Origin of the sequence: Pseudomonas sp. SORGH_AS_0199, from assembly GCF_031453735.1 — a bacterium.
Taxonomy (GTDB): domain Bacteria; phylum Pseudomonadota; class Gammaproteobacteria; order Pseudomonadales; family Pseudomonadaceae; genus Chryseomonas; species Chryseomonas aestiva.
In genome coordinates, this window is record NZ_JAVJAE010000001.1 from 1,213,310 (window position 1) to 1,237,161 (window position 23,852).

Here is a 23,852-nt window from a genome sequence, read left to right on the forward strand (position 1 = left end):
AGGCGCTCATTGCGCCGCTTTGGACGCCTTGTGAAACACGTGGAAGAGATTGGGTTCACCAATCAGGTAGAGATTGCCGGCTTCGTCGAGGGCCACGCCTTCCGGTTGCTCCATGGTCGCGTCCAGGCCGTGCAGGCCACGTCTCAGGCTGATGAAGCTGACCGGTTGTCCCTCGGCGGTCAGCTCCACCAGGGTATGGGACTGGTCGGACAACGCCAGTAGGTGCCCGGTGCGCGGATCGACCGCCACCGCGGAGTAGTCGATCACCAGCTGCTTCAGCGGAAAGGGTTGCAGGCTGCCGGTAACGCCGCGGCCGTCGCTGGCCAGGGTGAAGAGGGCGGCCGGGTCGCGCTCCTTGCTGAGGATCAGGCGCTGGTGCCGCCGGTCCCAGGCGATGCCTTCGAAGCCCTTGTTGCCGGCGTCGGGAAAGCCCAGGTCGTGGTGTTCGAAGGTGTTGGCATCCAGCTCCCGGGTGTCGTCCTTCAGCTGGAACAGCGACAGCCGCCGCTGGCGTTCGTCGACGATGGCCAGGCGCCCGTCTTCCAGGGCGGTCACGCCTTCCAGGTTGGAGACGTTGCGGATCGGGATGCGTCTGAGGATGTCGCCGGTCAGGCTCAGCTGCACCAGGTAGGAGGTGCTGCCGGTAACGGCGAAGAGGGTGCGGGTACGGGGATCGTAGGTGAGATCGGAGGTCTCGGCCTCGGCCAGCCCCGGCAGCTGCTTGCCCTGGATCACCGCCTGGTAGTCCGGCAGCCAGACCGCCTGGGCGCGGACTTCCGGCGGCGTGCTGTATTCCTGCCACCAGAGCAGGGCCCGGTCGTTCCAGTGCCAGACGAAGGTGAGGACGATCAGCACCAGCAGGACGAAGGCGGGAAGGAGGCGCGACAGGATGAGGCGGGGGAGTCTGGACATGCGGGCTCGTACGGCTTCTTGTTATGGCTTGTCTGCAAAGTCGCCGAGCGTAGGCACTTTTCAGGCAAGGCCTGGAGCATCGTGGCCGCGCCGGCACACCGTCGCCCGGCACCGGCCGGGAGACGGTGGGTGGCGGGGTTATAGCACGCGCGTTTCGAAGCGGCTAACGTCCGGCAACTCCAGCACCAGGTCATCGCCCACGTTGAGAGGTCCGACACCCACCGGCGTGCCGGTGAGGATGACGTCGCCCGGTTGCAGGGAGAAATGCCCGGCGATGGCCTGGATCAGCGGCAGGATGGGATTGAGCATGTCGCGGCTGTTGCCGTCCTGGCGCACCTCGCCATTGATGGTCAGGCGCACCGGGATGTCGGCCAGGTCCTCGAAGGCATCGCCCGGCACGAAGGGCGCGAGCACGCAGGCGCCGTCGAAACTCTTGGCGATCTCCCAGGGATAGCCCTTTTCCTTGAGCCGGCTCTGAACCTCTCTGAGGGTCAGGTCCAGGGAAGGGGCGAAGCCGGAGATGGCGTCGCGCACCTCTTCGGTCGACGGCTTCTTCGACAGCGGCTTGCCGATCAGCACGGCGATCTCGGCCTCGTAGTGCACCGAACCCTGATCGGTGGGGATGGCGAAGCCCTCGGCCACCGGCACCACGCAACTGGCCGGCTTGATGAACAGCAGGGGTTCGGTGGGAACCGGGTTGTTCAGCTCCTTGGCGTGCTCGGCGTAGTTGCGGCCGATGCAGACGACCTTGCCCAGGGGGAAGTGGATCTTGGTGCCATCGAGGTACTGGTGCTGGTAGGCCATCTGGTGCTCCTGGTGAGTGGCGTCTGCGGGCGATCTTGACCTCACGATCTTAACCAAAAGCGCGGGCCGCGGCGCGGTCCTGGTCGCAAGGCGCTCATGGTCGCCCTGAGAAAGCTTCAGGTCGCAACCGGACCTGCATGCGACGGCTCATGCTAAGATAGCGCCCCCTTTGCCGCTGGCTGAACTGGCCTGCGCCGCGCCGGCATCCTTCTCCCTGGACACTCTGGATTCAACGCAGATGAGCAAGACTTCCCTCGACAAGAGCAAGATCCGCTTCCTTCTCCTGGAAGGCGTCCACCAGTCCGCCGTGGATATCCTGAAGTCCGCGGGTTACAGCAACATCGAGTACGTCACCAGCTCCCTGCCGGATGCCCAGCTCAAGGAAAAGATCGCCGACGCCCACTTCATCGGCATCCGCTCGCGCACCCAGCTCACCGAAGAGGTGTTCGACTGCGCCAAGAAGCTGGTCGCCGTCGGGTGCTTCTGCATCGGCACCAACCAGGTCGACCTGCAGGCCGCCCGCGAGCGCGGCATCGCTGTGTTCAACGCGCCCTATTCCAACACCCGTTCGGTCGCCGAGCTGGTGCTGGCCGAGGCCATCCTGCTGCTGCGCGGCATCCCCGCCAAGAACGCCTCCTGCCACCGTGGCGGCTGGATCAAGAGCGCGGCCAATTCCTTCGAGATCCGTGGCAAGAAGCTGGGCATCATCGGCTACGGCTCCATCGGCACCCAGCTGTCGGTGCTGGCCGAGGGCCTGGGCATGCAGGTGTTCTTCTATGACGTCATCACCAAGCTGCCCCTGGGCAACGCCCAGCAGGTCGGCTCCCTGACCGAACTGCTCGGCATGAGCGACATCGTCACCCTGCACGTGCCGGAAACCCCCGCCACCCAGCTGATGATGGGCGAGCGCGAGATCCGCGCCATCAAGAAGGGCGGCATCCTGATCAACGCCGCCCGCGGCACCGTGGTCGACCTCGACGCCCTGGCCGCCGCCATCAAGGACGAGCACCTGATCGGCGCCGCCATCGACGTCTTCCCGGTGGAGCCGCGCTCCAACAACGACGAGTTCGTCTCGCCGCTGCGCGGCCTGGACAACGTCATCCTGACCCCGCACATCGGTGGCTCCACCGCCGAGGCCCAGGCCAACATCGGCCTGGAAGTGGCCGAGAAGCTGGTCAAGTACAGCGACAACGGCACCTCGGTGTCCTCGGTCAACTTCCCCGAAGTGGCCCTGCCGTCGCACCCGGGCAAGCACCGCCTGCTGCACATCCACCAGAACGTGCCGGGCGTGCTGTCGGAGATCAACCGCGTCTTCTCCGAGAGCGGCATCAACATCTCCGGTCAGTACCTGCAGACCGACGAGAAGGTCGGCTACGTGGTGATCGACGTCGACGCCGACTACTCCGACCTGGCCCAGGAAAAGCTGCAGAACATCAAGGGCACCATCCGTTGCCGCGTGCTGTTCTAAGCGTTAATGCACCACAAAAAAGCCCCGGTCGGGTTCGCCTGACCGGGGCTTTTTTGTGGGCTGAGAGCATGGGATCGTTGGGCTTCGCTTCGCTCAACCCAACCTACGGGAGCCCAACGCCGCGTAGCGTGGATAACGGCGCAGCCTTATCCACTGGCCGTGCTTGAGCTCACCTGTGGAAAACGCTGGCGCGGTTTTCCACGCTACGGGTGGCTTAGCTGCGCTCCAGGCGCTCCACGCCCTGGGCGGTGCCCAGCAGCAGCACGTCCGCCGGGCGGGCGGCGAAGAGGCCGTTGGCGACCACGCCGACGATGTTGTTGATCTTGGCTTCCAGGCCCACTGGATCGACGATGTGCATATTGTGCACGTCGAGGATGACGTTGCCGTTGTCGGTCACCACGCCGTCGCGGTATTCCGGGTCGCCGCCCAGCTTGACCAGTTCGCGGGCCACATAGCTGCGGGCCATGGGGATGACCTCGACCGGCAGCGGGAATTCGCCGAGCACCTCGACGCGCTTGCTGGCGTCGGCGATGCAGATGAAGGTGCGCGCCACGGCGGCGACGATCTTCTCGCGGGTCAGGGCCGCGCCGCCGCCCTTGATCAGGTTGAGGTGGCCGTCGGCTTCGTCGGCGCCGTCCACGTAGAATTCCAGGTTGTTGACACCGTTGAGGTCATAGACGGTGATGCCATGGCTCTTCAGCCGGTCGGCGGTGGCCTGGGAGCTGGCCACCGCGCCGTCGAATTCCAGCTTGTGCTTGGCCAGCAGGTCGATGAAGAAGTTGGCGGTCGAGCCGGTGCCCACGCCGATCACGCTGTCGCGGGAGAGTTGGGGAAGGATGAGGTCGACCGCGGCCTGGGCGACGGCCTGCTTGAGCTGGTCCTGATTCATGGGGGTATCCGCGAAACGGGTGGAGGGTCGCCGATTATAGCCGCTCGGACGGCCTGGCTAACCCACCCGGGGGTGCCCGTAGTAGACTTTTCGCCCCCGCCGCACCTACCGGATCGCACCGCCGATGCTCGAACAGTACGTGAAGAAGACCCTGCTCGCCCCCGTCTACGACGTGGCGATCGAAACGCCCCTGCAACCGGCGCGGGCGCTGTCCGAGCGGCTGGGCTGCCAGGTGCTGCTCAAGCGCGAAGACCTGCAGCCGGTGTTTTCCTTCAAGATCCGCGGCGCCTACACCAAGCTGGCCAGCCTCTCGGCCAGTGAGAAGGCCCGCGGGGTGATCACCGCCAGCGCCGGCAACCATGCCCAGGGCCTGTCCCTGGCGGCCCGCGAGCTGGGCGTGCGGGCGATCATCGTCATGCCGCGCACCACCCCCGAGCTCAAGGTCATCGGCGTGCAGTCCCGTGGCGGCGAGGTGGTGCTGCACGGCGACGCCTTTCCCGAGGCCCTGGCCGAGGCGCTGCGCCTGGTCGAGGAGCAGGGCTACACCTTCGTGCCGCCCTATGATGATCCGGACGTCATCGCCGGCCAGGGCACCGTGGCCATGGAGATCCTGCGCCAGCATCCCGGTCGGCTCGACGCCATCTTCGTCCCCGTGGGCGGAGGCGGTCTGATCGCCGGCATCGCCGCCTATGTGAAATACCTGCGGCCCGAGATCAGGGTCATCGGCGTCGAGCCGGACGACTCCAACTGCCTGCAGCAGGCCATGGCGGCGGGTGAGCGGGTAGTCTTGCCGCGAGTCGGGCTGTTCGCCGATGGCGTGGCCGTGGCCCAGATCGGCCACCATACCTTCGAGATCTGCCGGCGTTATGTCGATGAAGTCATTACCGTCAGCTCGGACGAGATCTGCGCGGCGATCAAGGACATCTACGACGACACCCGCTCCATCACCGAGCCCTCGGGCGCCCTGGGCGTGGCCGGGATCAAGAAGTACGCCGAGCGCGCGGGCTCCGGCGGCCAGGTGCTGGTGGCCATCGATTCCGGTGCCAACATCAACTTCGACCGCCTGCGCCATGTGGCCGAGCGCGCCGAACTGGGCGAGCAGCGCGAAGCCATCATCGCCGTGACCATCCCCGAGCGGCCGGGCAGCTTCCGGGCCTTCTGCGAAGCCCTGGGCCGGCGGCAGATCACCGAATTCAACTACCGCTACCATACTGGCGAAGAGGCCCATATCTTCGTTGGCGTCCAGACCCATCCGCAGCGCGATCCGCGCGAGGCGCTGCTGCAGGGGCTGCGCGACCAGGGTTTCCCGGTGCTGGACCTGACCGACAATGAACTGGCCAAGCTGCATATCCGCCACACCGTGGGCGGTCATGCCGCGCGGGTGGGCCAGGAGCAGGTGTTCCGCTTCGAATTCCCCGAGCGACCGGGCGCGCTGTTCGACTTCCTCGAAAAGCTGGGCGGACGCTGGAACATCAGCATGTTCCACTACCGCAACCACGGCGCGGCGGACGGCCGGGTGTTCGCCGGGCTGGAAGCCAGCCAGGCCGAACGGCCGGAGCTGCTGGCGACGCTGGATGCCATCGGCTATCGCTACTGGGACGAGACCGAGAATCCGGCGTACCGGTTGTTCCTGGGCTGAGATCTGGCGGTGTTGGGCTTCGCCAGGCTCAGCGCCAACCTACAGGGGCATACGGGTAGCGTGGATAACGGCGTAGCCTTATCCACCCTTGGTACTGGAGCCCGTTAGTGGAAAAGGCTGCGCCGTTTTCCACGCTACAGAGTTCAACCGCCCCCTCTCCCTCTGGGAGAGGGCTGGGGTGAGGGCGGCCAGACACCGCGGCTCCTGCCCGTTGGGCTTAGCTGTGCTCAGCGCCAACCTACGGGTAGGATGCCTTGTCCACTATTGGCACCGGAGCCCCTCAGTGGAAAAGGCTGCGCCGTTTTCCACGCTACGGTGATGATCGCGGCCATGGGCCGCTCCTACAGGGAATGACGCTGTTGTAGGAGCGGCCGCAGCGGCGAACTGCCATGGTCGCGATGCGCCCACAAGCCCACGCTGGACCAGACCGCCCCCTCTCCCTCGGGGAGAGGGCTGGGGTGAGGGTAGCCCCATACCGGAAGGTGCCACCTGCTGGACTTTGCGGCGCCCAGCGCCAAGCTACGGGTAGGGTGGATAACGGCGCAGCCTTATCCACCGTTGGCACCGCAGCTCGTCTGTGGAAAAGGCTGCGCCGTTTTCCACGCTACGGGTAAGCGCAATTGATCGCGGCCATGGGCCGCTCCTACGATCAAGCCTGTAGGAGCGGCCCATGGCCGCGATTGGTATTTGGCGCAAAAAGTGGAAAACGCTGCGCGGTTTTCCGCGCTACGCGCTGCGGAGCCCAACCGCCCCTTCTCCCTGCGGGAGAGGGTTGGGTGAGGATGACCACGCGCCAGACGCTCGACACCAACCTACGAAGCCAGCGGCTCCACTTGGATATCCGTCAGTCCATGCACCTCCGCCTGGCGCAGGATGGCCGCGGCGGGGGCATCGGCGGGCGGCAGCGCCAGGCTGTTCTCGGCGTCGGCGCGCAGCTGTTCCAGCACCGCCAGGGCGGCTTCGTGCGGGGCGAGACTGGCCTGCGGATGCTCGAGGTCGAGCTGGCGGGACTCGCCGTCCTTGCGGTAGTGGACGCGAAACGTGGGCATGGCGGCGGCCTCTAGGTAGGTCTCTAGAAAGACCCACCCGGCCGCGCCGCCGTTCCGAGCTACTTGAGGATGACCAGCTTGCCCTTGAGGGCGACACCGGCCATGAGGGCGCCGGCGTGGCACTCGTAGCGGGTGGGATCGCTCCACTCGTTCTTCTTGTAGTAGCTGGTGATGTCGGTGACCGCATTGGCACCGGCGGCCTTGGCCGCCTCCTGCAGGCGGATCAGCGCCGATTGCAGCACCCAGCGGCAGGCGACCTCGTCGGTCTTGTTGAAGGCGTTGGTCTTCTGGTTGGTGGTGATGCTGGAGTTGACCACCGTGGCCTTGCCCGGCACCGGGTTGCCGGCCAGGTAGAACTTCACGCTGCCATCCAGACGCTTGGCGGCCAGGGCTTCCTGGACGACTTCGGCGAAGGGCAGTTGCAGGGTGGTGTCGCGGGCCTGGGCGGCGCTGGGCAGCAGGGTGGCGAGGCTCAGGGTAAGGGCGAGGGTGGAGGCTAGGGTACGCATGGCGACTTCCTTGTGGTGGTGGGGATGACTGTTTAACCCAGAACGTCCGCGCCGTCAGCCTGGAGAGCGGCGTTCTGCGCTATCGCGCAGGCCACGGGCGGTCATTCCGCGTCGGCTGCGGGGGCGGGCAACTGCAATTGCCGGCGGATGTCGGCGTCGAGCAGCTGGACCCATTTGTTGTAGTTGCGATGGATGCGTTCGCCGTCGTAGTCGAGGCCGGCGCTGTCGCGGTAGCGGATCTGGTAGCCCTTGGTGCTGTAGGGGATATCGACCCAGGCCTGGTGGCGATCGCGCACCACGATGCTGGCGACCACCAGGCCGGGGCTCTCCTGGCCGACGCTCCAGCCACGGCGTTCGAGGGTGTCGACGATGGCGCGGCGGACATCGGCGGCGTTCTCCGTGCGGTCGGCGGGAAAGACCTCCTGGGGCGTCACCAGGGGCGCGCGGGTGCAGGCCGCCAGGAACAGCAGCGCGGAGACGAGCAGCAGGCGACGCAACATGGGAGTACCTCGGGCTATGGCCATCAGGACCAGCGACGGAAGATCAGCGAGGTGTTGACCCCGCCAAAGGCGAAATTGTTGTTCATCACGTGATCGGTACGCAGGGTCCGCGGTCCGTCACGCAGATAGTCCAGCTCGCCGCACTGGGGGTCCAGGTCATCGAGGTTGAGCGTCGGCACGAACAGCTCCTCGTTCATCATGGCGATGCTGAACCAGGATTCCAGGGCGCCGCAGGCACCGAGGGTATGGCCCAGGTAGCTCTTCTGCGAGCTGATGGGCATGCGGGCGCCGAACAGCGCCTGGGTGGCGCGGGTCTCGGCGATGTCGCCCTGTTCGGTGGCGGTGCCGTGACCGTTGACGTAGCCGATGGCCTCCGGCCTCAGCCCGGCGTCTTCCAGGGCCAGCTCCATGGCGCGCTGCATGGTGGCCTGCTCGGGGCGGGTGGAATGCTGGCCGTCGGCGTTGCTGCCGAAGCCGACGATCTCGGCGTGGATGTGCGCGCCGCGCGCCAGGGCGTGCTCCAGCTCTTCCAGCACCAGGATGCCGGCGCCTTCGCCGATCACCAGGCCGTCGCGTCCGCGGTCGTAGGGACGCGGCGAGGTGTGGGGGGCGTCGTTGCGCAGGCTGGTGGCATAGAGGGTGTCGAAGACCATGGCCTCGCTGGGGCAGAGTTCTTCGGCGCCGCCCGCCAGCATCAGCGGCAGACGGCCGAACTTGATGGCCTCGTAGGCGTAGCCGATGCCCTGGCTGCCGCTGGTGCAGGCGCTGGAGGTGGGGATCAGCCGGCCCTTGAGGCCAAAGAACAGACTCAGGTTGGCGGCCGCCGTGTGCGGCATCATGCGCACATAGGTGTTGGCATTGAGGCCCACCGCGGCGTCGCTGAGCAGCATGTTGGCCAGCGCCTTGATGTCGTCGGTGCTGCCGGTGGAGGAACCGCAGGCCACGCCCATGCGGCCGTCGGTGATGCGGGCGTCGTCCAGCAGCCCGGCATCGGCCAGGGCGCGCTCGCCGGCGGCCACCGCCAGCTGGGAGACGCGGCCCATGCTGCGCAGTTGCTTGCGCGTCCAGTGGCCGGGCACCTGGAAGTCGACGATGGGTCCACCCAGGCGGGTGTTCATCTCGGTGTAGCGATCCCAGGCGTCCATGCGGCGGATGCCGCTGTGGCCGGCGAGAAAATGGTCGCGGATGGTCGGCCAGTCACTGCCCAGGGCGGTGACGCCGGCCATCCCGGTGATCACGACGCGGCGGCCGTTCATCAGCACAGTCCTCCGTTGACCGCCAGCACCTGGCGGGTGATGTAGCCGGCTTCGGGGGCGAGCAGGAAGGCCACGGCGTGGGCCACCTCCTCGGGGGTGCCCATGCGCCCGGCGGGAATCATTTCGAGGATCTTGTCCACCGGTACGTGCTCATCGAGAATCTCGGTGTCGATCAGCCCCGGGGCCACGCAGTTGACGGTGATCCTGCGCTTGGCCAGCTCCACGGCCAGGGCCTTGGCGGCACCGATCAGCCCCGCCTTGGAGGCGCTGTAGTTGACCTGGCCGCGATTGCCGATCAGTCCGGAGACCGAGGTGATGCAGACGATGCGCCCTGGCGCGCGGCGGCGGATCATCGGCATGACCACCGGGTGCAGGACATTGTAGAAACCGTCGAGATTGGTGCGCAGGACCACGTCCCAGTCTTCCCCGGTCAGCGCCGGAAAGGCGCCGTCGCGGGTCAGGCCGGCGTTGCAGACCACCCCGTAGTAGCCGCCGTGGGCCTCGGTGTCGGCCTCCAGGATGGCGGCGCAGGCGGCGCGGTCGCCGACGTCGAATTGCAGCACCCGGGCCGTGCGGCCCAGGGCCTCGACCTCGGCGCGTACCGCGTCGGCTTCCTCGCGGCGGCTGCGGCAGTGCAGCACCAGGTCGTGCCCGGCGGCGGCCAGGCGCAGGGCGATGGCGCGGCCCAGGCCGCGGCTGGAACCGGTCACCAGGACCGGGGCGGGGGCGACGCTCATGGCGCGGGCTCCTCTAGGTACAGATCCGCCCGGGGCGGACGATAGACGTTCAGTCGGGCGCTGGCCTGGCAGCCAGGGCCCTGCAGGTGGCAGTCGAAGATGGCCATGCCATCGTCGTTTTCCAGCGCCGGCTGGGCGCGGATGCGCAATTCGCCACCGGCGGGAAAGGCCGGCACGTCGCAGGCGAACTGGCGGGTGCCGAGCAGGAAACCCAGGGCCGGGGCCTCGCCACGACGGCGCGCCTGGCAGCCAGCGAAGGCGGCCACGCTCTGGGCCATCAGCTCCACGCCGATCCAGGCCGGCAGGGCGCCGTCGGCGTCGGTGAAGAGGCCGCAACGCACCACCAGGCGGGTCTCGATGCCCTGATCGTCGCAGGCGAGGATCTCCTCGATCAGCAGCATGTCGCCGGCGTGGGGCACCAGCTCGGCGAGGGTCCAGGGGATCATGGCGTGGCTCCCAGGATGAGGCTGACGTTGCTGCCGCCAAAGGCGAAGCTGTTGCTCATGGCGTGGCGACGACCGTCCAGGCGACTGTCGGCGTGGGCCAGCGCCAGGCGTGGCAGGGCCGGATCGGCCTGGCCGTCCCAGCGCTGCGGCGGCAGCTGGCCGGCGGGGTTGAGCTGCGGGTCCAGGGTCAGCCAGGCGAAGGCGGCTTCCAGGGCGCCGGCGGCGCCGAGGGTATGGCCGGTCAGCGGTTTGGTCGAGGAGCAGGGCACCCCGGCCGGGAATACCTCATGGGTGGCGTGGCTTTCCATGGCGTCGTTGTGTGGCGTGGCGGTGCCGTGCAGGTTGAGATAACCGATGTCGCCCGGCTGCAGACCGCTGGCGCGCAGGGCCGCCTGCATGGCCTGGACGGCGCCGCGGCCGCTGGGATCGGGGGCGGAGATATGGTGGGCATCGGAGCTGGCGCCGCCGCCGAGCAGGGCGATGGGGCCGGGCTCGCGGGTCAGCAGGAACAGCGCCGCGCCCTCGCCGATGTTGATGCCGCAGCGATTGACCGAGAAGGGATTGCACAGCGACTCGCTGACCGCTTCGAGGGCGGCGAAGCCGTTCAGGGTCAGGCCGCAGAGGCTGTCGACGCCGCCGCAGAGCACGGCATCGCAATGGCCCTGGACCAGCAGCCGACGGGCGCTGAGCAGGGCACGGGCGCTGCTGGTGCAGGCGGTGGACAGGCCGTAGCAGGGGCCGCTCAGGCCCAGGTAGCGGGCAAGGAAATCCGCCGGCGCCACCAGTTCCTGCTGGGCGTACTGATAGCCCTCGGGCAGCTGGCCGCTGCGCTGGTGCACGGCGATGCCCTGGCTGGCCTCGTGAATGCCCGAGGTGCTGGTGCCCAGCACCACGCCGATGCGGGCGGGGCCATGGCGCTCGATGGACTGGCGCACCTGGGGCTCGATCTCGGCCAGGGCCGCCAGCAGGAGCTGGTTGTTGCGACTGAAATAGGGCGTCCAGGCCGCTGGCCAGGCCGGCAGCGGGGCGCTGACGGTGCCCACCGGTGGCTGGCGCGCGGGAATCCAGCCCGGGGTGGGCTGCATGCCCGCCGTGTCGCCGGCGAACAGACCGCGCGCCACCTCGGCCTTGCCCTGGCCCAGGGCGCAGAGCAGCCCCAGGGCGTTCAGGTAGGCGCTCAAGGCGCGGACTCCGGCAGCAGGGTCAGGCGATAGTGCGACCCGTCCGGCGCCTCCAGCTCCAGGCGCTCGGTAGCAGGGTAGCGCACCTGCCAGTCCTTGAGGCGGCGACTGCCGTCGGCGTCCCTGTGCCAGTCGCCCGCGGCATAGGCCCGCGGCAACTGGTCGGTCGGGGTCAGGGCGAACAGCAGCACGCTGAAGAAGGTGCGCGCCCGGGGATTGGGCGGCAGCAGGCCGTCGGCGTGCCAGGCGCCGTCGAGCAGCCGCTGGCGCGCCTGGGGCACGCCCAGGGGATCGAACAGCGAAAAGCGCAGGGCCTGACCTTCCGGCTGGATGGCCAGCAGCAGGGCGTCATTGCCCTCGGCGGTCTGACGCTCCACCTGGTAGACGAGGGCGCGCGCCAGCGGGGGCGGATTGCTGGGCAGTGGCGGCTGGCTGGCGCAGGCGGCGAGCAGCAGCAGGCAGGCCAGCGCGAAGACGAACGGACGGGGCAGGGTCATGCAGGATGGGCCGAATTCAGCTGGCAGAGCTCGACAAGCAGGCGCAGGCGCCGCTTGGGCTCCTTGACGAAGGGGTTGCGAAGGTCCCAGGCGTAGCCGGCGAGAATGGCGCAGATCATGCGGCGGATCTCGGGATCGGCGTTCTCGAAATAGATGACGTCCTGGAAGCTGCCATCGTACCAGCCCTCCACATAGGCACGGAACGTATCGACGCCCGCCTTGAGCGGTCGGGCGAATTCGCCCTCCCAGTCCACCGCCTCGCCACGCAGCTGGCGATCCACCAGCGGCGCGGCCAGGCTGGCCGAGCGCAGGGCGATGGTGACGCCCGAGGAAAACACCGGATCGAGGAATTCGGCGGCGTTGCCCAGCAGGGCGAAGCCAGGGCCGTGCAGGCGCTTGACGTTGGCCGCATAGCCGCCCAGTTCGCGCACCGGGGTATCCCAGACCGCATTGTGCAGCACCCGGGCCAGGCTCGGGGTCTCGGCCACCCAGTCGCGCAGACAGGTGGCGAGATCGGGGGCGCGTCCGGCATAGCGCTCGGCGGCGGCCACCACCCCGAGCGAGGTGCGGCCATCGCTGAACGGAATGGTCCAGAACCAGACGTCGCGCAGGGTCGGATGGGTGGTGATGAGGATGCGTTCGCGGTCGAAGCCGGGATCGTCGATGCGATCCTCGACATGGGTGAAGAGGGCGCGACGCACCGGGAAGTCCGAAGGGGCTTCCAGGTCCAGCAGGCGTGGCAGCACCCGCCCGTAGCCGCTAGCGTCGAGCAGGAAGTCGGTGGTCAGCGCATAGGCCTGGCCGTCGTCGCCCAGCACCTCGATCCGGGTCCTTTCACCGCCTTCGCCCAGGGTCACGGCGGTCACCCGCTGGCCGTAGCGGATCGCCACGCCCTGGCGCGCGGCGTCATCGGCGAGGATCTTGTCGAAGGGGCCGCGCTGGACCTGGAAGGTGCTGCGGCCACCGCTATAAGTGTCGCGAAAGTCGAAGTCGGTGTAGCGCTCGCCCCAGGCGAAGGCGGCGCCGACCTTGGTCTGGAAACCGGCGGCCTCGACCGCCGGCAGCATCCCGGCTTCCTCGACGAAGTCCAGGCTGTGGGAGAGCAGGCTCTCGCCGATGGAAAAGCGCGGAAAGTGCTGGGCTTCCAGCACCAGCACCGGATGGCCGCGACGCTTGAGCAGGGCGGCGACCACGGCGCCGGCCGGGCCGGCACCGATGACGACCAGGGGGTGATGTTCAACCATGACGAAGGTCCTTTTCGTGGGAGACGGGGGGCGAAGCCCAAGGCGCCAGCAGGAAGCTGAATACCAGCCCCAGGCTGATGGCCAGGCCGAAGTTGGCGATGGCCGGGGTGCTGCTGAGCATCAGCAGACCGAACGACAGCCAGCTGCCGACGCCGGACAGCAGGCCGCCGAGCAGACTGACCGCCGCGCCGCCGATGGCCTCGTGCATGAGGATGGCGTAGTCCACGCCGATGGCGGTGATGAGCAGCAGGGCGAAGAGGCTGAACAGGGTCAGCGGCTGGCCCAGCCAGCCCAGGCAGGCCAGGGCCGCGAGGGCCGCCAGGAGCGGCAGGCAGACGATGCGTAGCGCCGCGCGGCGACCGAAGGCCCAGAGCAGTAGGAGGAAGATGGCCCCCGAGGCCAGCAGCTTGAGTTCCACCGCCAGGCGCTGGGTATGAAGGAACAGTCCGCGCAATTCGCCGAGGCGATCCACCAGCTGCACCCCGGGCAAACCCTCGGCCACCGTCTGCAGCACCTGGGCGTTGCCCAGCCCTTGCAGGCTGACCAGGCCGGCTGCGTTGCCGTCGGCCGTGCGGCCCAGCCAGAGCGGTCGCCAGGGCTCGCCCAGCGGGCCGGCCAGGGCCTGGTCGAGACTCAGGTCGGGTAGCTGCTGCAATAGCTTGAGTTCGGCGTCCAGCGCCTCGGCCGGTATGCCTACCGCCAGCAGGGGTTGCAGGCGCTCGCCCCAACCGGCCAGGGCCTGGCGCAATTCGGCCTGGGCTGCGGCAGGGGCGACCAGACCACTGAGGGCGCGATAGCCCTGCAGCTGACCCTGACTGACCAGGCTATCCAGGCGCTGCCCCAGGGCGGCCTGGCGGCGCAGCACCTCATCGGCATCCGCCCCGCGCACCAGGAAGAACTGGCTGGTGGGTTGCAGCCCGGTAAGGCGGGCGATGGCCTGGGCTTCGCGGGTCAGGGCCGGGTCTTGGCCAAGCCAGAGGCGCAGATCGTTCTGCAGGTGCAGTTGCCAGACGCCCGCGCCGCAAAAGGCCAGCAGCGCCAGCAGCAGCGGCAGGCTGCCGGTACGCGCCAGCAGGCGCAGCCGCAGGTCGAGCAGGCGCTGCATCAGCCGCAGCGGCGCGGCGGGCGGTGCCAGGTCCAGACGCTGCCACCAGGCCGGCAAGAGGCAGACGGTGGTGAGGTAGGCGCCGATCAGGCCGGCGGCGGAAAACGCCGCCACCTGGGTCAGCGCCGGAAAGGGCGTGCAGGCCAGCGCCAGGTAGCCCAGCAGATTGGTCGCCAGGCTCAGGGACAATCCCGGCAGCGTCTCGCGCAGGATGGCCGTGGCATTCCAGGGGCCGCCCTTCCAGCTCTTGCTCAGGTAGTGCAGCGGATAGTCGGCGGCCACCCCGGTCAGGCTGGCACCGAGGATCAGGGTGAGGGCGTTGATCTGGCCGAACAGCAGCACGCAGGCGGCGCTGCCGGCCAGGAGCGCCACGCCCACCGCCAGCAGGCTGAGCAGTACCCGCCAGCGGCGGAACAGCCCCAGCAGCAGGGCCAGGGTGCCAAGGGTGGCCAGGCCGCCGATCAGCGACATCTCGCGACTGGCGGTGGCCTGGCCGGCGGCGGCGTATCTCAGGCCGCTGGCGGCGAGTAGCTGACCGCCCTCCGCGACCACCTCACGGCGGGCGGCCTCGATCAGGGCTTCCACCCGGGGCGGGGCATCGAAGTCGAAGGCATCGGCGCGGGTACGTGCGCGGATCAGGGCCCAGGTCAGGTCGTCGCCCTGGGTCAGCAGCAGGCCGCTGCCGGCGTCGAATTGCACCTTGCTCGCCGGGGTGAGCTGGCGCTGCAGCAGCAGGCCGAGGCCGAACCAGTCCTGCTCCAGGGGCAGGGCGCCGGCGCCGGCGAAGGGATCAAAGAGGGCCGCGGCGCGGGCCTGTAGATAGCTGTTGGGCGTCTTGAGCAACTCGTCGCGCGCCGGCCCTGGTGCCAACGCCAGGCGACTGGCCAGGAGTTGCTGGCGCAGACCGGGCAGGTCCGGCGTGAGTTGCCACTGCACCTTCTCGAACAGCGGCTCCCGCGACCAGGCCTGGCCCAGGCGCTCGGTCAGGGCCGGCAGTCGCTCGCGCTGGGGATGGCCGACCAGCAGCAGGACCTCGCGATTGAGCGGCTCGGTCATGCGCGCCTCGGCCTGCAGGGTGAGGGCATCACCGGCGCCCTGGGGCAGCAGCGCCAGCAGGTCGGCGGCCACCGGCGGACCCTGCCGCCACTGCCAGGCGCTGAGCGCCAGCAGGGCGAGCAGGAACAGCAGGAAGGGGCGCTGCAGCCGGGTCACTGGAAGACCGCGCGCTGCTCGGCGCTCAGGGTGTCGCCAGGCTGGCCGTCCAGCTTGAGCAGGCTGCGGTCGCCCTGGGTCTCGCGGATCTCCACCTGTTCGACCAGGGCGCCGCCCTGGATGAGGATGCCGTCGAACACCTGCTTGAGCAGGGCGCCGCGCGGCGTCAGGCGCAGCTGCCAGTGGTTGGCGTCGCCGGTCAGGGCCAGCTCGAAGCCGCGTTCCAGGCCGCTGCGATCACCGCCGAGCACGGCCAGGAACAGCGCGCTCTGGCGCGCGGCCAGGTCGCTGCCGGGCAGGGGCGTCCAGCCCGTCGGCGTCTGCTTGGCGATGGCCCCGGGGGTGATGCGATAGGTCTGCGCCAGCGGCTTTTCCAGCCGCCAGAGCAGGCCCAGGCCGCGGGCCAGGGTGAAGTGACCGCTGCTGGTCAGCGGCTGCGGCAGGGCGCGCAGATAGCGCTGCTGGACGAAGCTGCCCGCGACCGCCGCGGGGCGCGCCAGCTGGGCGGCCAGGTCGTCGAGATCGAAGGCCTGGGCCAGGGGCGCGGCCAGGATGAATAGCAGAGCGATCAGCGTGCGCATGCCAGGGCCCTCTCCACGGCGTCGATGAAGACCCTGGGCGAGGCCAGCTGCATCTCGCGGCTGGCCAGGTCCACGGCGACCTGCACGGTGCTGGCGCGGGTCAGGCGCTCGCCGGTGGCGGCATCGCTGATCAGGTAGTTAAGCTTGAGGCGGTTCTCCCACTCCACCAGATCGGCCTTTACCCGCACGCGCTGCTGAAACAGCAGGGGGCGGATGTAGCGGATCTGCAGGTCGATCACCGGCCAGCCATAGCCGGAGTCGCGCATCTGCAGGTAGTTATGGTCAAGGCGGTCGAGCAGCGCGCAGCGCGCCACCTCCAGGTACTTCACATAATGGCCGTGCCAGGCGATTTCCATCATGTCGACGTCGAAGAAGGGGATCTGCATCTCCACCTCGACCTGCAGGGCACCGGTCTTACGCATAGAGCCTCCAGTGGCGGGCGCGAATCAGGGTCAGGGTCTGGCGCAATTCGGCTTCCAGGGCACGGTCTTCGATCAGCGGCGGGAAGGTCTCGCCCAGCGCGCGGTGCATGGCGGCCAGGGGTGCGGGCGGTTGCCCGCCCTGCTCGCACCTGAGCCAGACGCCCTGCTGGGCGGCCAGCAGGGTGGCGGCGGCCACCTGCTCGGTGAGCTCCAGCACGCGCAGGGCATCGCGGGCGGCGATGGTGCCCATGCTGACCTTGTCCTGGTTGTGGCATTCGGTGGAACGGGAGAAGACGCTGGCCGGCAGGGTGCCCTTGAGCGCCTCGGCGGTCCAGGCGCTGGCGCCGATCTGCACCGCCTTGAAACCATGGTTGAGCATGGCCCGCGCGGCCGGGGCGCCGGAGAGATTGCCCGGCAGGCCGTGGTTATAGCGCGCATCCACCAAGAGAGCGAGCTGGCGGTCGAGCAGGTCGGCGACGTTGGCCACCAGGGTCTTGAGACTGTCCATGGCGCAGGCGATATGGCCGCCATAGAAGTGGCCGCCGTGCAGCACCCGCTCGTCTTCGGCGTCGATCAGCGGATTGTCGTTGGCGCTGTTGAGTTCGGTCTCGATGAACTGGCGCAGCCAGGGCAGGCTGTCGGCCAGTACCCCCAGCACATGGGGCGCGCAGCGCAGCGAATATCTGTCCTGCAGGCGGTGCAGGGGCGCGGCCGGACCCTCTGCGGCCAGATCCGCGCGCAGCCAGGCGGCCACCTGGCCCTGGCCCGGATGGGGCTTGGCGGCGAACAGGCGCTGGTCGAAGTGCTCGGGGTTGCCGGCCAGGGCCACCACATTGAGCGCGGTGATGCGGGTTGCCAGGCGCAGCAGGTACTCGGCGCGGGAGAAGGCCAGGCAGGCCAGGCCGGTCATCACCGCGGTGCCGTTCATCAGCGCCAGGGCTTCCTTGGGTCTGAGCACCAGCGGCGTCCAGCCCAGCTCGGCATGGACGTCCGCCGCTTCCCGTAGCTCATTGCGCCAGAGCACCTGGCGCTCGCCGCAGAGGGCGGCGGCCACATAGGACAGCGGGGTGAGATCGCCGCTGGCGCCCACCGAACCCTCTTCGGGGATCAGCGGCAGGATGTCTTCGCGCAGGAAGGTGGTGAGGCGTTCGAGCAACTCGACGCGCACCCCGGAGACGCCCTGGCACAGCGACTGCAGCCGCGCTGCCAGTACCGCGCGGGTCGCCGCCGCATCCAGATGGCGACCCAGGCCGCAGCCGTGGAAGGTATAGAGCTGACGCGGCAGCGCCTCGACCTGGGCCAGGGGCACGGCGACCACGCAGGAGTCGCCATAGCCGGTGGTGATGCCGTAGACCGAGCCCTCGCGGGCCAGCAGCGACTCGACGAAGCGGGCACCGCGGGCGATGCCGTCGCGAAAGGCGGCGTCGTCCTGCAATTCGGCCTGGGCCCGGCCCTCGGCCAGGGCGACCAGGTCTTCGATGGCGAGGGCTTGGCTACCAAAGCGAACACTAGCGTTCATCGCGACTCCAGAAGGGGTAGAAGTTGAACCACTGCCGCGGCGCCTTGAGGCAATGGGCGGCAAGGCGCTCGGCATAGGCCTGGGCCAGGCCCTGGATGCCGGCGGCGCGCTCCTGGCGACGCCAGGCCGGGGCCGGGGCGAAGTCTTCCAGGTAGAGGTGGTAGCCGTCGGCTTCGCGCAGGCAGAACAGCAGGTTGGTCGGGCAGCGCAGCAGGTGCGCCAGCAGCCAGGGGCCCTGGGGGAAGGGCGCCGGGGCGCCGAGGAAATCCACCTCGACGGTCCGGCCGCCGTGCAGCGGCACCCGGTCACCGGCGATGGCCAGCCATTCGCCGCGCTCCAGGCGCTCGCTGAGCTGCAGCATCACCGCCGGGTCCAGCTCGCTGACCTGGATCAGCCGCAGATCACTGGCGCCGGCTTCCTCCAGCAGGCGATTGAAGGCTTCGGCATGGCGGGTGTGCACCAGCACATTGAGGCGCACCCGCCGCCCCAGCTGGGCCAGGGCGCGACAGACTTCGAGGTTGCCCAGGTGGGCGGTGACCAGGATCTCGCCGCGCGGCGCGTGCATGCGGCTGTGCACCTGATCCGGATCGTGCAGTTGCACCTGATCCAGGCCGAGACGGCCGTTCCAGGCATCGAGCTTGTCCAGCAGGGCTTCGGCGAAGGCCATGAACTGGGCGTAGCCGCTGCGCCAGCTGGGCTGCAGGTCGGGACGACCGCTCCAGCGGGCCAGGCGCTGCTGGTAGTCGCGGATGCCACGGCGGGCGCGGGCGCCGAACAGGAAGAAGTACAGCACGATCAGCCGCAGCAGCGGGGCGATGGCGCGGCGGCCCAGGTGCCGTGCCAGCCAGGCGGTGAGGCGCATCAGCAGGGGGCTGCCACGCTCGCGCTGCTGCGCCCAGTGGCCGCTCACGCGCGCACCCGGCGCCAGAGCAGGCGCGGCGCGCGCAGCAGCATGCCGAAGAACAGCCGGGTGTGCATGCGCGAGATCAGCACGTTGTCCTGCCAGAGGCGAAAGTGCGACCGGCCATCCAGCGGATAGTGCACCCGGGTCGGCCGCCAGCGCATGGGCTGCTCGCGCCAGGCCAGGCGCACCAGGATCTCCGGGTCGAAATCCATGCGCTTGCCCAGGCCGCCGGCGCGGATCACCGCCAGGGTCGGCGCCAGTGGATAGACGCGAAAGCCGCACATGCTGTCGCGGATCGCCAGCGACAGGCTGTTGATCCACACCCAGACATGGGTGAGGTAGCGGGCATAGAGCCGACCCCTGGGCACCGAGTCGTCGAATTGCGGATAGCCGCAGATCAGCGCCTCGGGATAGGCCTGGGCCTCGGCGAGAAAGGCGGCCACGTCGGCCAGGTCGTGCTGGCCGTCGGCATCCACCTGCAGGGCATGAGTGAAACCCAGGCGCTGCGCCTCGGCGAGTCCGGCCATCACCGCGCCGCCCTTGCCCTGATTGACCGGCAGGCGCAGCAGATGGACGTCGGCTTGGGTCGCCAGCTCGTCCATCACCTGGGCGCAGGCAGGGCTGGAGGCATCGTCCACCAGCACACAGGGCAGGGCGCTCTGGCGCAGCGCCTGGACCACCAGCGGCAGGGCGTGCTCATGATCGAACACCGGGATCACCGCGCAGGCGCGAAAGCTCATGGCTGCGCCTCCTTGAGCAGGATGCGCCCGGAGGAGCAGGCCGCGGTGCCCTGGCGAAAGGCGAAGTGCAGCTTGCTGCGGGTGGCGTCGAAGTGGAAGGTCAGGGTCACCCGGTCGCCGGGGCGCAGCAGCTGCTGGAATTTCAGCACCTCCATCCCGGCGAAGTCCACGGGTAGATCCAGGTGCTGACGGGCCAGGCGCTGGGCCCAGCCGACCTGCACCACCCCGGGCACCACCGGCGCCGTGGGGAAGTGGCCGGAAAAGAACGCCAAATCCGGGGCGACTTCCAGCTCCAGGCGCCAGCCGTCCGCGGTCCGCTCGACGTCGAGCGGTTCGATCTCCACTGGCCGTGGCTGGGCCAGCAGGCGTTCTACTTCGGCCTGGGCCAGCTTGCCCTGGGCGCTGTAGGGCAGCGCCAGCAGCAGGCGCCAGCGGCGCGGCAGGGCGATGGCCTCGCAATGGCCGACCAGGTGTTCGCGCAACTCGGCCACCAGGGCGCGGCGACCGCCATTGCGCAGCTGGTGCAGGCCGTGTTCGCTCAGGGCGACCAGGGCGCCGAGCAGGGCGCGACCCTGTTGCACCACGCCTAGGCGGACGTCAGCGACGGCGGGATGGTCGAGCAGGCGCGCTTCCAGTGCCGGCAAGGCGATGCGCTTCTCTTCCAGTTTGACGATGCGATCCAGGCGCCCGAGCAGTTCGAAGCGACCGTCATCCAGCAGGCGGACGCCGTCCATGGTCTGCTCGCGCACGCCCTGGGGCAGATAGGGCGAGGTCAGCCAGAGGGCGCCGTCAGCGTCCTGGCCCAGCTTCAGGTCAGCGAAGGCCTGCCAGGGCTGCGGGCCCTGGCGCCAGGCGATGCCGCCGGTCTCGGAGCTGCCATAGACCTCGGTGGGGTACTGGCCGAAACGGACCTGGCAGGCCGTCGCCGCCGCTTCCGGCAGCACGCCGCCAGAGGAAAACACCCGTACCACCTGAGCGAGGATGGCGTCGTCGAGGTTCTCGCCCAGGCGCTTGAGCAGCGCCGGGCTGCTGATCCACACCACACGGCGACCTTCGCGCAGCAGAGCGGCGGTCTCGCGCTGCAGTTCCTCGGTGAAGGGCAGCGCCTGGCGGGCGAAGGGGCGACCGGCGCAGAGCGGCCAGAGCACGCGAAACAGCAGGCCATAGATGTGCTGGGTGGAGACGCTGCCAAGGAGGGTCGCGTCGCCAAGAGAGCCACCCCACAGCCGCTCCAGGGCAGCGACCTCGTTGGCCAGCTGGAACAGCTGCTTGGCGATCAGTTTGGGTTCGCCACTGGAGCCCGAGGTGCTCAGGGTCAACAGCGGTGCCTGGAGGTCGAGCGCGGCGGGCGCCAGGGGCTCGGCAGCGGTCCAGCCGGCAAGATCGTCGAGCCAGGCATCGAGCGTAGGCATCAGCCGAGCACGGGTTGCGGGCTGGACGTCGGCCGGCAGGATCACCTCGATGCTGGCGCGCCAGGCACCGAGCAGGGCGCAGGCCAGGTCCTCGGCATCGTCCAGGTGCAGCGCCAGGCGCTTGAGGCCAGCGGTCTGGAAGGCCGCTGCCAGGCTCAGGGCGCGCTGCTTGAGGGCCGCATCCAGCGGGCTCGCGGCGCCCAGCAGCTCGGCGAGGGGGGTGAAGGTCATGGCAGCCTCCGCACGCGCTGGCGGACCAGCCATTCACCGGCGAACAGCAGGCCCATCAGGCCATAAGCGATGACGCCGGTATAGAGCGTCCACCAGGCCAGGGGCGCCCAGAGCGCCAGGGCAGCGGCGGTGAGCGCATTGAACAGAAAGAACAGGCACCAGACCTGGGTCACCCGGCGGGTGTAGCGCACCGCACGGGGTGGCAGCTCGGGTTCGCGCAGCCGCGCCAGGCGCTCGATCACCGGCTGGCCGCGCAGCAGGCTCAGGCCGAACACCGCCAGCAGGAAGAGGCTGAGCAGCACCGGATACCAGCGGAGCAGCACGGCGGCGTCGCTCAGGGCCAGCAGCAGGCAGAAGCCCAGGGCGACCAGGGCGGTGCCGCGCTGCAGGCCGTTGAGGCCGGGTTGCAGCAGGCGCAGGCCCCAGAGCACACCGAGACCGACCGCGAACAGCCGCGGCGACAGGTGCTGCAGGCCGAAGTACACGGCGAAGGGATAGGCCAGGCCGAGCAGGAGCAGCAGGGCAGCGGCGAGCAGGCCCAGCGGGGAGCGGGAAGGCAGGGCACTCATAGGCGGCGGATCAGGCGTCCGCCTGGCTGATGCGATAAACAGCCTCGACCACGTCGCCCACGGTACGCACCTGGCGGAATTGCTCGGCGGCGATCTTGTGGCCGGTCTGGCGGCGCAGGTGGTCGATCAGGTCGACGGCGTCGATGCTGTCGATCTCCAAGTCCTCGTAGAGGTTGGCCTCCAGGGTCACCCGCTCGGGCTCCAGTTCGAAGAGCTCGACCAGGGCGCTGCGCAGGGTCTCGAAGATGGCTTCACGGCTTTGCATGGCGATCTCCTCAGGCGGCGCGCTGGGCGGCCACGAAGGCCGCGAGGGCGTTGACGTTGGCGAAATGGGTGCGGGTGTCCTTGGCTTCGGCGTCGATGCGGATGCCGTAGCGCTTCTGGATCGCCAGGCCCAGCTCCAGGGCGTCCACCGAATCCAGGCCCAGGCCGTCGCCGAACAGGATCTGGTCGTCGCCGATATCGTCGACGGTGACGTCCTCGAGGCCGAGCGCCTCGATGATCAGGCTTTTGAGCTCAAGGTTGAGATCAGTCATGGTTGCCGGTTTCCTTCAGGTAGAGCTGGTGCAGCTGGTCGTTGAGTTCACGCGACGCCAGCGGCAGCGGCCGCCCGGCGAAGGTGGAGGGATCGATGTCGGCGCCGACGTCCAGCTGGAAGTCGAAGCGCCGGGAGGGGATGCGATACCAGGGCGTGGCCTTGGTCAGGGTGCTGGGCACCACGCGGATAGTGACCGGGGTGATGCAGCGGGCGCCGCGCAGGGCGATGGCCGCGGCACCGCGATGGAAACGCGGCGGCTCGCCGGGGGTGGTACGGGTACCCTCGGGAAAGATGATCAGCGTCTGGCCTTCGCGCAGGGCGTCGGCGGCTTCGTCGAGCATCTCGGCGCTGCCGTTGTTGCTGATATAGCCGGCGGCCTGGATCTGCCGCTTGAGATAGGGGTTCTGCCAGAGGCCCTGCTTGACCACGCAATTGGCGTCGGGCACCAGGCCGATGAGCACCACCACGTCGATCAGCGAGGGATGGTTGGCGATGATCAGCTGGCCCGGACGCCCCAGCCGCCCGCGGCCCTGGATGCGCAGATTCATCACCCGGGTCAGCACCATGAAGGCCACGAAGAAGCGGAACAGCCGGGCATTGGCCCGCCGCGCACGCTGGCGGCGGCGCAGGGGATCGCCCGGCAGCACCAGCAGGAGCGGCAGGATCAGCAGGCGAAAGACCAGGGCGCCGCAGCCGAACACCACGAAGTTGAGCCCCGTGGCCAGCAGTCGATAGCCATAGTCCAGGCGGCCGCTCATCCGCAGGCCTCCGCCTGCCAGTGCCAGGCGCGCCCGGCATAGGCGAGGTGCAGGGCGCCAGGCGCTTCCAGCAGGCGCAGCAATTCCAGGGCATGGGGCCAGGCACTGGTCGCGGCATCCGCCGGGGCCGGCTCGCCGCTCAGGCCATGGCCGCTGCCAGGGGTGAGCAGCAGGCCCACGGCATAGGGGAAGGGGACGTCGTCGATCTGCGGCGCATAGAGCGTCGGCGGCGCCTCTTCGGCGATCACCACCAGCACCCCGCTGGCGCCTTCGGCGAGCAGGGTGCAGGCTTCCAGCACGGCGTGTTCGAGACCGTCGCGGCCGGTGGCCAGGGCATTCATCTCGCTGTGGTCGCCGCGCAGGATCGACCATTGGCCGATGATGGCGTTGTGCACCGAGAGGCTGAACTGGGTCGGGGAGAGCGGCTCGCCGCGAGCCAGTTCCTGGAGGATGGCCAGGGTGCGCGGGGTCTCGCCATGACGCGAGGCAAAGATCAGCGGCAGCGGCTCGCCATGGGCGTCGGCCAGCGGCCAGGCCACCTGGAAGGTCATGCGCGCCAGCCGGCTCAGGCGGCGGCGCTGCATGGCCGGCAGGAAGCTGGCATCGGGTTGGCTGCCGTCGTCCGCCGGACGCCAGGGCGCGGCGCACCACTGCCGCCAGGCGTCCTGGTCGCCAAGACCAGGCGCCCAGGCGCGCCAATCGCTAATCTGGAAGTGCATGTTCACAGCCG

Annotated in this window: 26 protein-coding genes; 2 read left to right on the plus strand and 24 right to left on the minus strand. The window is 69.1% G+C overall.

Translation table 11 applies throughout. The features are described from left to right. Window positions 1-6: 6 nt before the first annotated feature. Complete coding sequence (locus QE444_RS05705) at window positions 7-912, minus strand: SdiA-regulated domain-containing protein (RefSeq protein WP_309737523.1); 906 nt, start codon at window positions 910-912, stop codon at window positions 7-9. 138 nt (window positions 913-1,050) lie between these two features. Beyond that, window positions 1,051-1,716: a fumarylacetoacetate hydrolase family protein gene (locus tag QE444_RS05710; RefSeq protein ID WP_133862247.1), complete on the minus strand. Its 666-nt coding sequence runs from the start codon at window positions 1,714-1,716 to the stop codon at window positions 1,051-1,053. A gap of 238 nt (window positions 1,717-1,954) precedes the next feature. Here QE444_RS05710 and serA point away from each other — a divergent pair, with 238 nt between their 5' ends. Then, entirely contained in the window at window positions 1,955-3,184 is a 1,230-nt protein-coding gene (gene serA, locus QE444_RS05715) for a phosphoglycerate dehydrogenase (protein WP_017639986.1), read from the plus strand. A 214-nt stretch (window positions 3,185-3,398) separates the two neighbouring features. On the opposite strand, the gene rpiA is transcribed toward serA, so the two are convergent. After that, window positions 3,399-4,073, minus strand: a complete 675-nt coding sequence (gene rpiA / locus QE444_RS05720) for a ribose-5-phosphate isomerase RpiA (protein ID WP_133862246.1) — start codon at window positions 4,071-4,073, stop codon at window positions 3,399-3,401. Window positions 4,074-4,197: 124 nt separating this feature from the next. On the opposite strand from rpiA, the gene ilvA reads away from it, so the two are divergent. Then, window positions 4,198-5,712 (plus strand): threonine ammonia-lyase, biosynthetic, encoded by a 1,515-nt coding sequence (gene ilvA / locus QE444_RS05725; protein WP_309737524.1) that lies wholly within the window; start codon window positions 4,198-4,200, stop codon window positions 5,710-5,712. Between the two features lie 812 nt (window positions 5,713-6,524). Here ilvA and QE444_RS05730 read toward each other — a convergent pair. The 21 genes from QE444_RS05730 to QE444_RS05830 all read right to left on the minus strand — a co-directional run bounded on the left by QE444_RS05730 (window position 6,525) and on the right by QE444_RS05830 (window position 23,841). Then, window positions 6,525-6,761, minus strand: a complete 237-nt coding sequence (locus QE444_RS05730) for a hypothetical protein (protein WP_133862244.1) — start codon at window positions 6,759-6,761, stop codon at window positions 6,525-6,527. A gap of 59 nt (window positions 6,762-6,820) precedes the next feature. After that, window positions 6,821-7,270, minus strand: a complete 450-nt coding sequence (locus QE444_RS05735; RefSeq protein ID WP_158894320.1) for an excinuclease — start codon at window positions 7,268-7,270, stop codon at window positions 6,821-6,823. A gap of 101 nt (window positions 7,271-7,371) precedes the next feature. Beyond that, window positions 7,372-7,770 carry a hypothetical protein gene (locus QE444_RS05740; protein WP_133862242.1) on the minus strand — a complete coding sequence of 133 codons (399 nt, stop codon included), beginning with the start codon at window positions 7,768-7,770 and terminating at the stop codon, window positions 7,372-7,374. Between the two features lie 23 nt (window positions 7,771-7,793). Next, window positions 7,794-9,026: a beta-ketoacyl-ACP synthase gene (locus tag QE444_RS05745; protein ID WP_273862459.1), complete on the minus strand. Its 1,233-nt coding sequence runs from the start codon at window positions 9,024-9,026 to the stop codon at window positions 7,794-7,796. Then, window positions 9,026-9,763 (minus strand): 3-oxoacyl-ACP reductase FabG, encoded by a 738-nt coding sequence (gene fabG / locus QE444_RS05750; RefSeq protein WP_273862460.1) that lies wholly within the window; start codon window positions 9,761-9,763, stop codon window positions 9,026-9,028. The genes QE444_RS05745 and fabG overlap by 1 nt, the downstream gene beginning before the upstream one ends. Continuing rightward, entirely contained in the window at window positions 9,760-10,209 is a 450-nt protein-coding gene (locus tag QE444_RS05755; protein WP_273862461.1) for a 3-hydroxylacyl-ACP dehydratase, read from the minus strand. Before QE444_RS05755 ends, fabG begins: the two co-directional genes overlap by 4 nt. Further along, complete coding sequence (locus QE444_RS05760; protein WP_309737525.1) at window positions 10,206-11,390, minus strand: beta-ketoacyl-[acyl-carrier-protein] synthase family protein; 1,185 nt, start codon at window positions 11,388-11,390, stop codon at window positions 10,206-10,208. The genes QE444_RS05755 and QE444_RS05760 overlap by 4 nt, the downstream gene beginning before the upstream one ends. Continuing rightward, window positions 11,387-11,887: a hypothetical protein gene (locus QE444_RS05765; protein WP_309737526.1), complete on the minus strand. Its 501-nt coding sequence runs from the start codon at window positions 11,885-11,887 to the stop codon at window positions 11,387-11,389. The genes QE444_RS05760 and QE444_RS05765 overlap by 4 nt, the downstream gene beginning before the upstream one ends. After that, entirely contained in the window at window positions 11,884-13,131 is a 1,248-nt protein-coding gene (locus QE444_RS05770) for an NAD(P)/FAD-dependent oxidoreductase (protein ID WP_093257486.1), read from the minus strand. The genes QE444_RS05765 and QE444_RS05770 overlap by 4 nt, the downstream gene beginning before the upstream one ends. Continuing rightward, the gene (locus QE444_RS05775) at window positions 13,124-15,448 is read right to left on the minus strand and encodes an MMPL family transporter (protein ID WP_187981070.1); all 2,325 of its coding nucleotides are present in this window, start codon (window positions 15,446-15,448) and stop codon (window positions 13,124-13,126) included. The genes QE444_RS05770 and QE444_RS05775 overlap by 8 nt, the downstream gene beginning before the upstream one ends. Then, window positions 15,445-16,029, minus strand: a complete 585-nt coding sequence (locus QE444_RS05780; protein WP_187981071.1) for an outer membrane lipoprotein carrier protein LolA — start codon at window positions 16,027-16,029, stop codon at window positions 15,445-15,447. Before QE444_RS05780 ends, QE444_RS05775 begins: the two co-directional genes overlap by 4 nt. Further along, a complete protein-coding gene (locus QE444_RS05785; RefSeq protein ID WP_187981072.1) occupies window positions 16,017-16,451 on the minus strand; it encodes a thioesterase family protein in 435 nt (144 codons plus the stop codon). Before QE444_RS05785 ends, QE444_RS05780 begins: the two co-directional genes overlap by 13 nt. Next, a complete protein-coding gene (locus tag QE444_RS05790) occupies window positions 16,444-17,970 on the minus strand; it encodes an aromatic amino acid ammonia-lyase (protein ID WP_309737527.1) in 1,527 nt (508 codons plus the stop codon). The genes QE444_RS05785 and QE444_RS05790 overlap by 8 nt, the downstream gene beginning before the upstream one ends. After that, window positions 17,960-18,880: a glycosyl transferase gene (locus QE444_RS05795; RefSeq protein WP_187981074.1), complete on the minus strand. Its 921-nt coding sequence runs from the start codon at window positions 18,878-18,880 to the stop codon at window positions 17,960-17,962. The genes QE444_RS05790 and QE444_RS05795 overlap by 11 nt, the downstream gene beginning before the upstream one ends. Next, window positions 18,877-19,614, minus strand: a complete 738-nt coding sequence (locus tag QE444_RS05800; RefSeq protein WP_309737528.1) for a glycosyltransferase family 2 protein — start codon at window positions 19,612-19,614, stop codon at window positions 18,877-18,879. Before QE444_RS05800 ends, QE444_RS05795 begins: the two co-directional genes overlap by 4 nt. Next, window positions 19,611-21,257, minus strand: coding sequence for an AMP-binding protein (locus QE444_RS05805; RefSeq protein WP_309737530.1), 1,647 nt, complete (start codon window positions 21,255-21,257; stop codon window positions 19,611-19,613). The genes QE444_RS05800 and QE444_RS05805 overlap by 4 nt, the downstream gene beginning before the upstream one ends. Then, window positions 21,254-21,826, minus strand: a complete 573-nt coding sequence (locus QE444_RS05810; protein ID WP_309737532.1) for a hypothetical protein — start codon at window positions 21,824-21,826, stop codon at window positions 21,254-21,256. The genes QE444_RS05805 and QE444_RS05810 overlap by 4 nt, the downstream gene beginning before the upstream one ends. Window positions 21,827-21,836: 10 nt before the next feature. Continuing rightward, complete coding sequence (locus QE444_RS05815; protein ID WP_017642723.1) at window positions 21,837-22,091, minus strand: acyl carrier protein; 255 nt, start codon at window positions 22,089-22,091, stop codon at window positions 21,837-21,839. 10 nt (window positions 22,092-22,101) lie between these two features. Then, window positions 22,102-22,362: a phosphopantetheine-binding protein gene (locus QE444_RS05820; protein ID WP_017642722.1), complete on the minus strand. Its 261-nt coding sequence runs from the start codon at window positions 22,360-22,362 to the stop codon at window positions 22,102-22,104. After that, a complete protein-coding gene (locus QE444_RS05825; RefSeq protein ID WP_309737533.1) occupies window positions 22,355-23,122 on the minus strand; it encodes a lysophospholipid acyltransferase family protein in 768 nt (255 codons plus the stop codon). Before QE444_RS05825 ends, QE444_RS05820 begins: the two co-directional genes overlap by 8 nt. Next, entirely contained in the window at window positions 23,119-23,841 is a 723-nt protein-coding gene (locus QE444_RS05830; protein ID WP_309737534.1) for a beta-ketoacyl synthase chain length factor, read from the minus strand. Before QE444_RS05830 ends, QE444_RS05825 begins: the two co-directional genes overlap by 4 nt. Between the last annotated feature and the right edge of the window lie 11 nt (window positions 23,842-23,852).

What these genes read in the sequence shown, in the direction of transcription:
- QE444_RS05705 (WP_309737523.1), bottom strand. Translation starts at nt 912, where the DNA reads ATGTCCAGACTCCCCCGCCTCATCCTGTCGCGCCTCCTTCCCGCCTTC.
- QE444_RS05710 (WP_133862247.1), bottom strand. Translation starts at nt 1,716, where the DNA reads ATGGCCTACCAGCACCAGTACCTCGATGGCACCAAGATCCACTTCCCC.
- serA (WP_017639986.1), top strand. Translation starts at nt 1,955, where the DNA reads ATGAGCAAGACTTCCCTCGACAAGAGCAAGATCCGCTTCCTTCTCCTG.
- rpiA (WP_133862246.1), bottom strand. Translation starts at nt 4,073, where the DNA reads ATGAATCAGGACCAGCTCAAGCAGGCCGTCGCCCAGGCCGCGGTCGAC.
- ilvA (WP_309737524.1), top strand. Translation starts at nt 4,198, where the DNA reads ATGCTCGAACAGTACGTGAAGAAGACCCTGCTCGCCCCCGTCTACGAC.
- QE444_RS05730 (WP_133862244.1), bottom strand. Translation starts at nt 6,761, where the DNA reads ATGCCCACGTTTCGCGTCCACTACCGCAAGGACGGCGAGTCCCGCCAG.
- QE444_RS05735 (WP_158894320.1), bottom strand. Translation starts at nt 7,270, where the DNA reads ATGCGTACCCTAGCCTCCACCCTCGCCCTTACCCTGAGCCTCGCCACC.
- QE444_RS05740 (WP_133862242.1), bottom strand. Translation starts at nt 7,770, where the DNA reads ATGTTGCGTCGCCTGCTGCTCGTCTCCGCGCTGCTGTTCCTGGCGGCC.
- QE444_RS05745 (WP_273862459.1), bottom strand. Translation starts at nt 9,026, where the DNA reads ATGAACGGCCGCCGCGTCGTGATCACCGGGATGGCCGGCGTCACCGCC.
- fabG (WP_273862460.1), bottom strand. Translation starts at nt 9,763, where the DNA reads ATGAGCGTCGCCCCCGCCCCGGTCCTGGTGACCGGTTCCAGCCGCGGC.
- QE444_RS05755 (WP_273862461.1), bottom strand. Translation starts at nt 10,209, where the DNA reads ATGATCCCCTGGACCCTCGCCGAGCTGGTGCCCCACGCCGGCGACATG.
- QE444_RS05765 (WP_309737526.1), bottom strand. Translation starts at nt 11,887, where the DNA reads ATGACCCTGCCCCGTCCGTTCGTCTTCGCGCTGGCCTGCCTGCTGCTG.
- QE444_RS05770 (WP_093257486.1), bottom strand. Translation starts at nt 13,131, where the DNA reads ATGGTTGAACATCACCCCCTGGTCGTCATCGGTGCCGGCCCGGCCGGC.
- QE444_RS05780 (WP_187981071.1), bottom strand. Translation starts at nt 16,029, where the DNA reads ATGCGCACGCTGATCGCTCTGCTATTCATCCTGGCCGCGCCCCTGGCC.
- QE444_RS05785 (WP_187981072.1), bottom strand. Translation starts at nt 16,451, where the DNA reads ATGCGTAAGACCGGTGCCCTGCAGGTCGAGGTGGAGATGCAGATCCCC.
- QE444_RS05790 (WP_309737527.1), bottom strand. Translation starts at nt 17,970, where the DNA reads ATGAACGCTAGTGTTCGCTTTGGTAGCCAAGCCCTCGCCATCGAAGAC.
- QE444_RS05800 (WP_309737528.1), bottom strand. Translation starts at nt 19,614, where the DNA reads ATGAGCTTTCGCGCCTGCGCGGTGATCCCGGTGTTCGATCATGAGCAC.
- QE444_RS05805 (WP_309737530.1), bottom strand. Translation starts at nt 21,257, where the DNA reads ATGACCTTCACCCCCCTCGCCGAGCTGCTGGGCGCCGCGAGCCCGCTG.
- QE444_RS05810 (WP_309737532.1), bottom strand. Translation starts at nt 21,826, where the DNA reads ATGAGTGCCCTGCCTTCCCGCTCCCCGCTGGGCCTGCTCGCCGCTGCC.
- QE444_RS05815 (WP_017642723.1), bottom strand. Translation starts at nt 22,091, where the DNA reads ATGCAAAGCCGTGAAGCCATCTTCGAGACCCTGCGCAGCGCCCTGGTC.
- QE444_RS05820 (WP_017642722.1), bottom strand. Translation starts at nt 22,362, where the DNA reads ATGACTGATCTCAACCTTGAGCTCAAAAGCCTGATCATCGAGGCGCTC.
- QE444_RS05825 (WP_309737533.1), bottom strand. Translation starts at nt 23,122, where the DNA reads ATGAGCGGCCGCCTGGACTATGGCTATCGACTGCTGGCCACGGGGCTC.
- QE444_RS05830 (WP_309737534.1), bottom strand. Translation starts at nt 23,841, where the DNA reads ATGCACTTCCAGATTAGCGATTGGCGCGCCTGGGCGCCTGGTCTTGGC.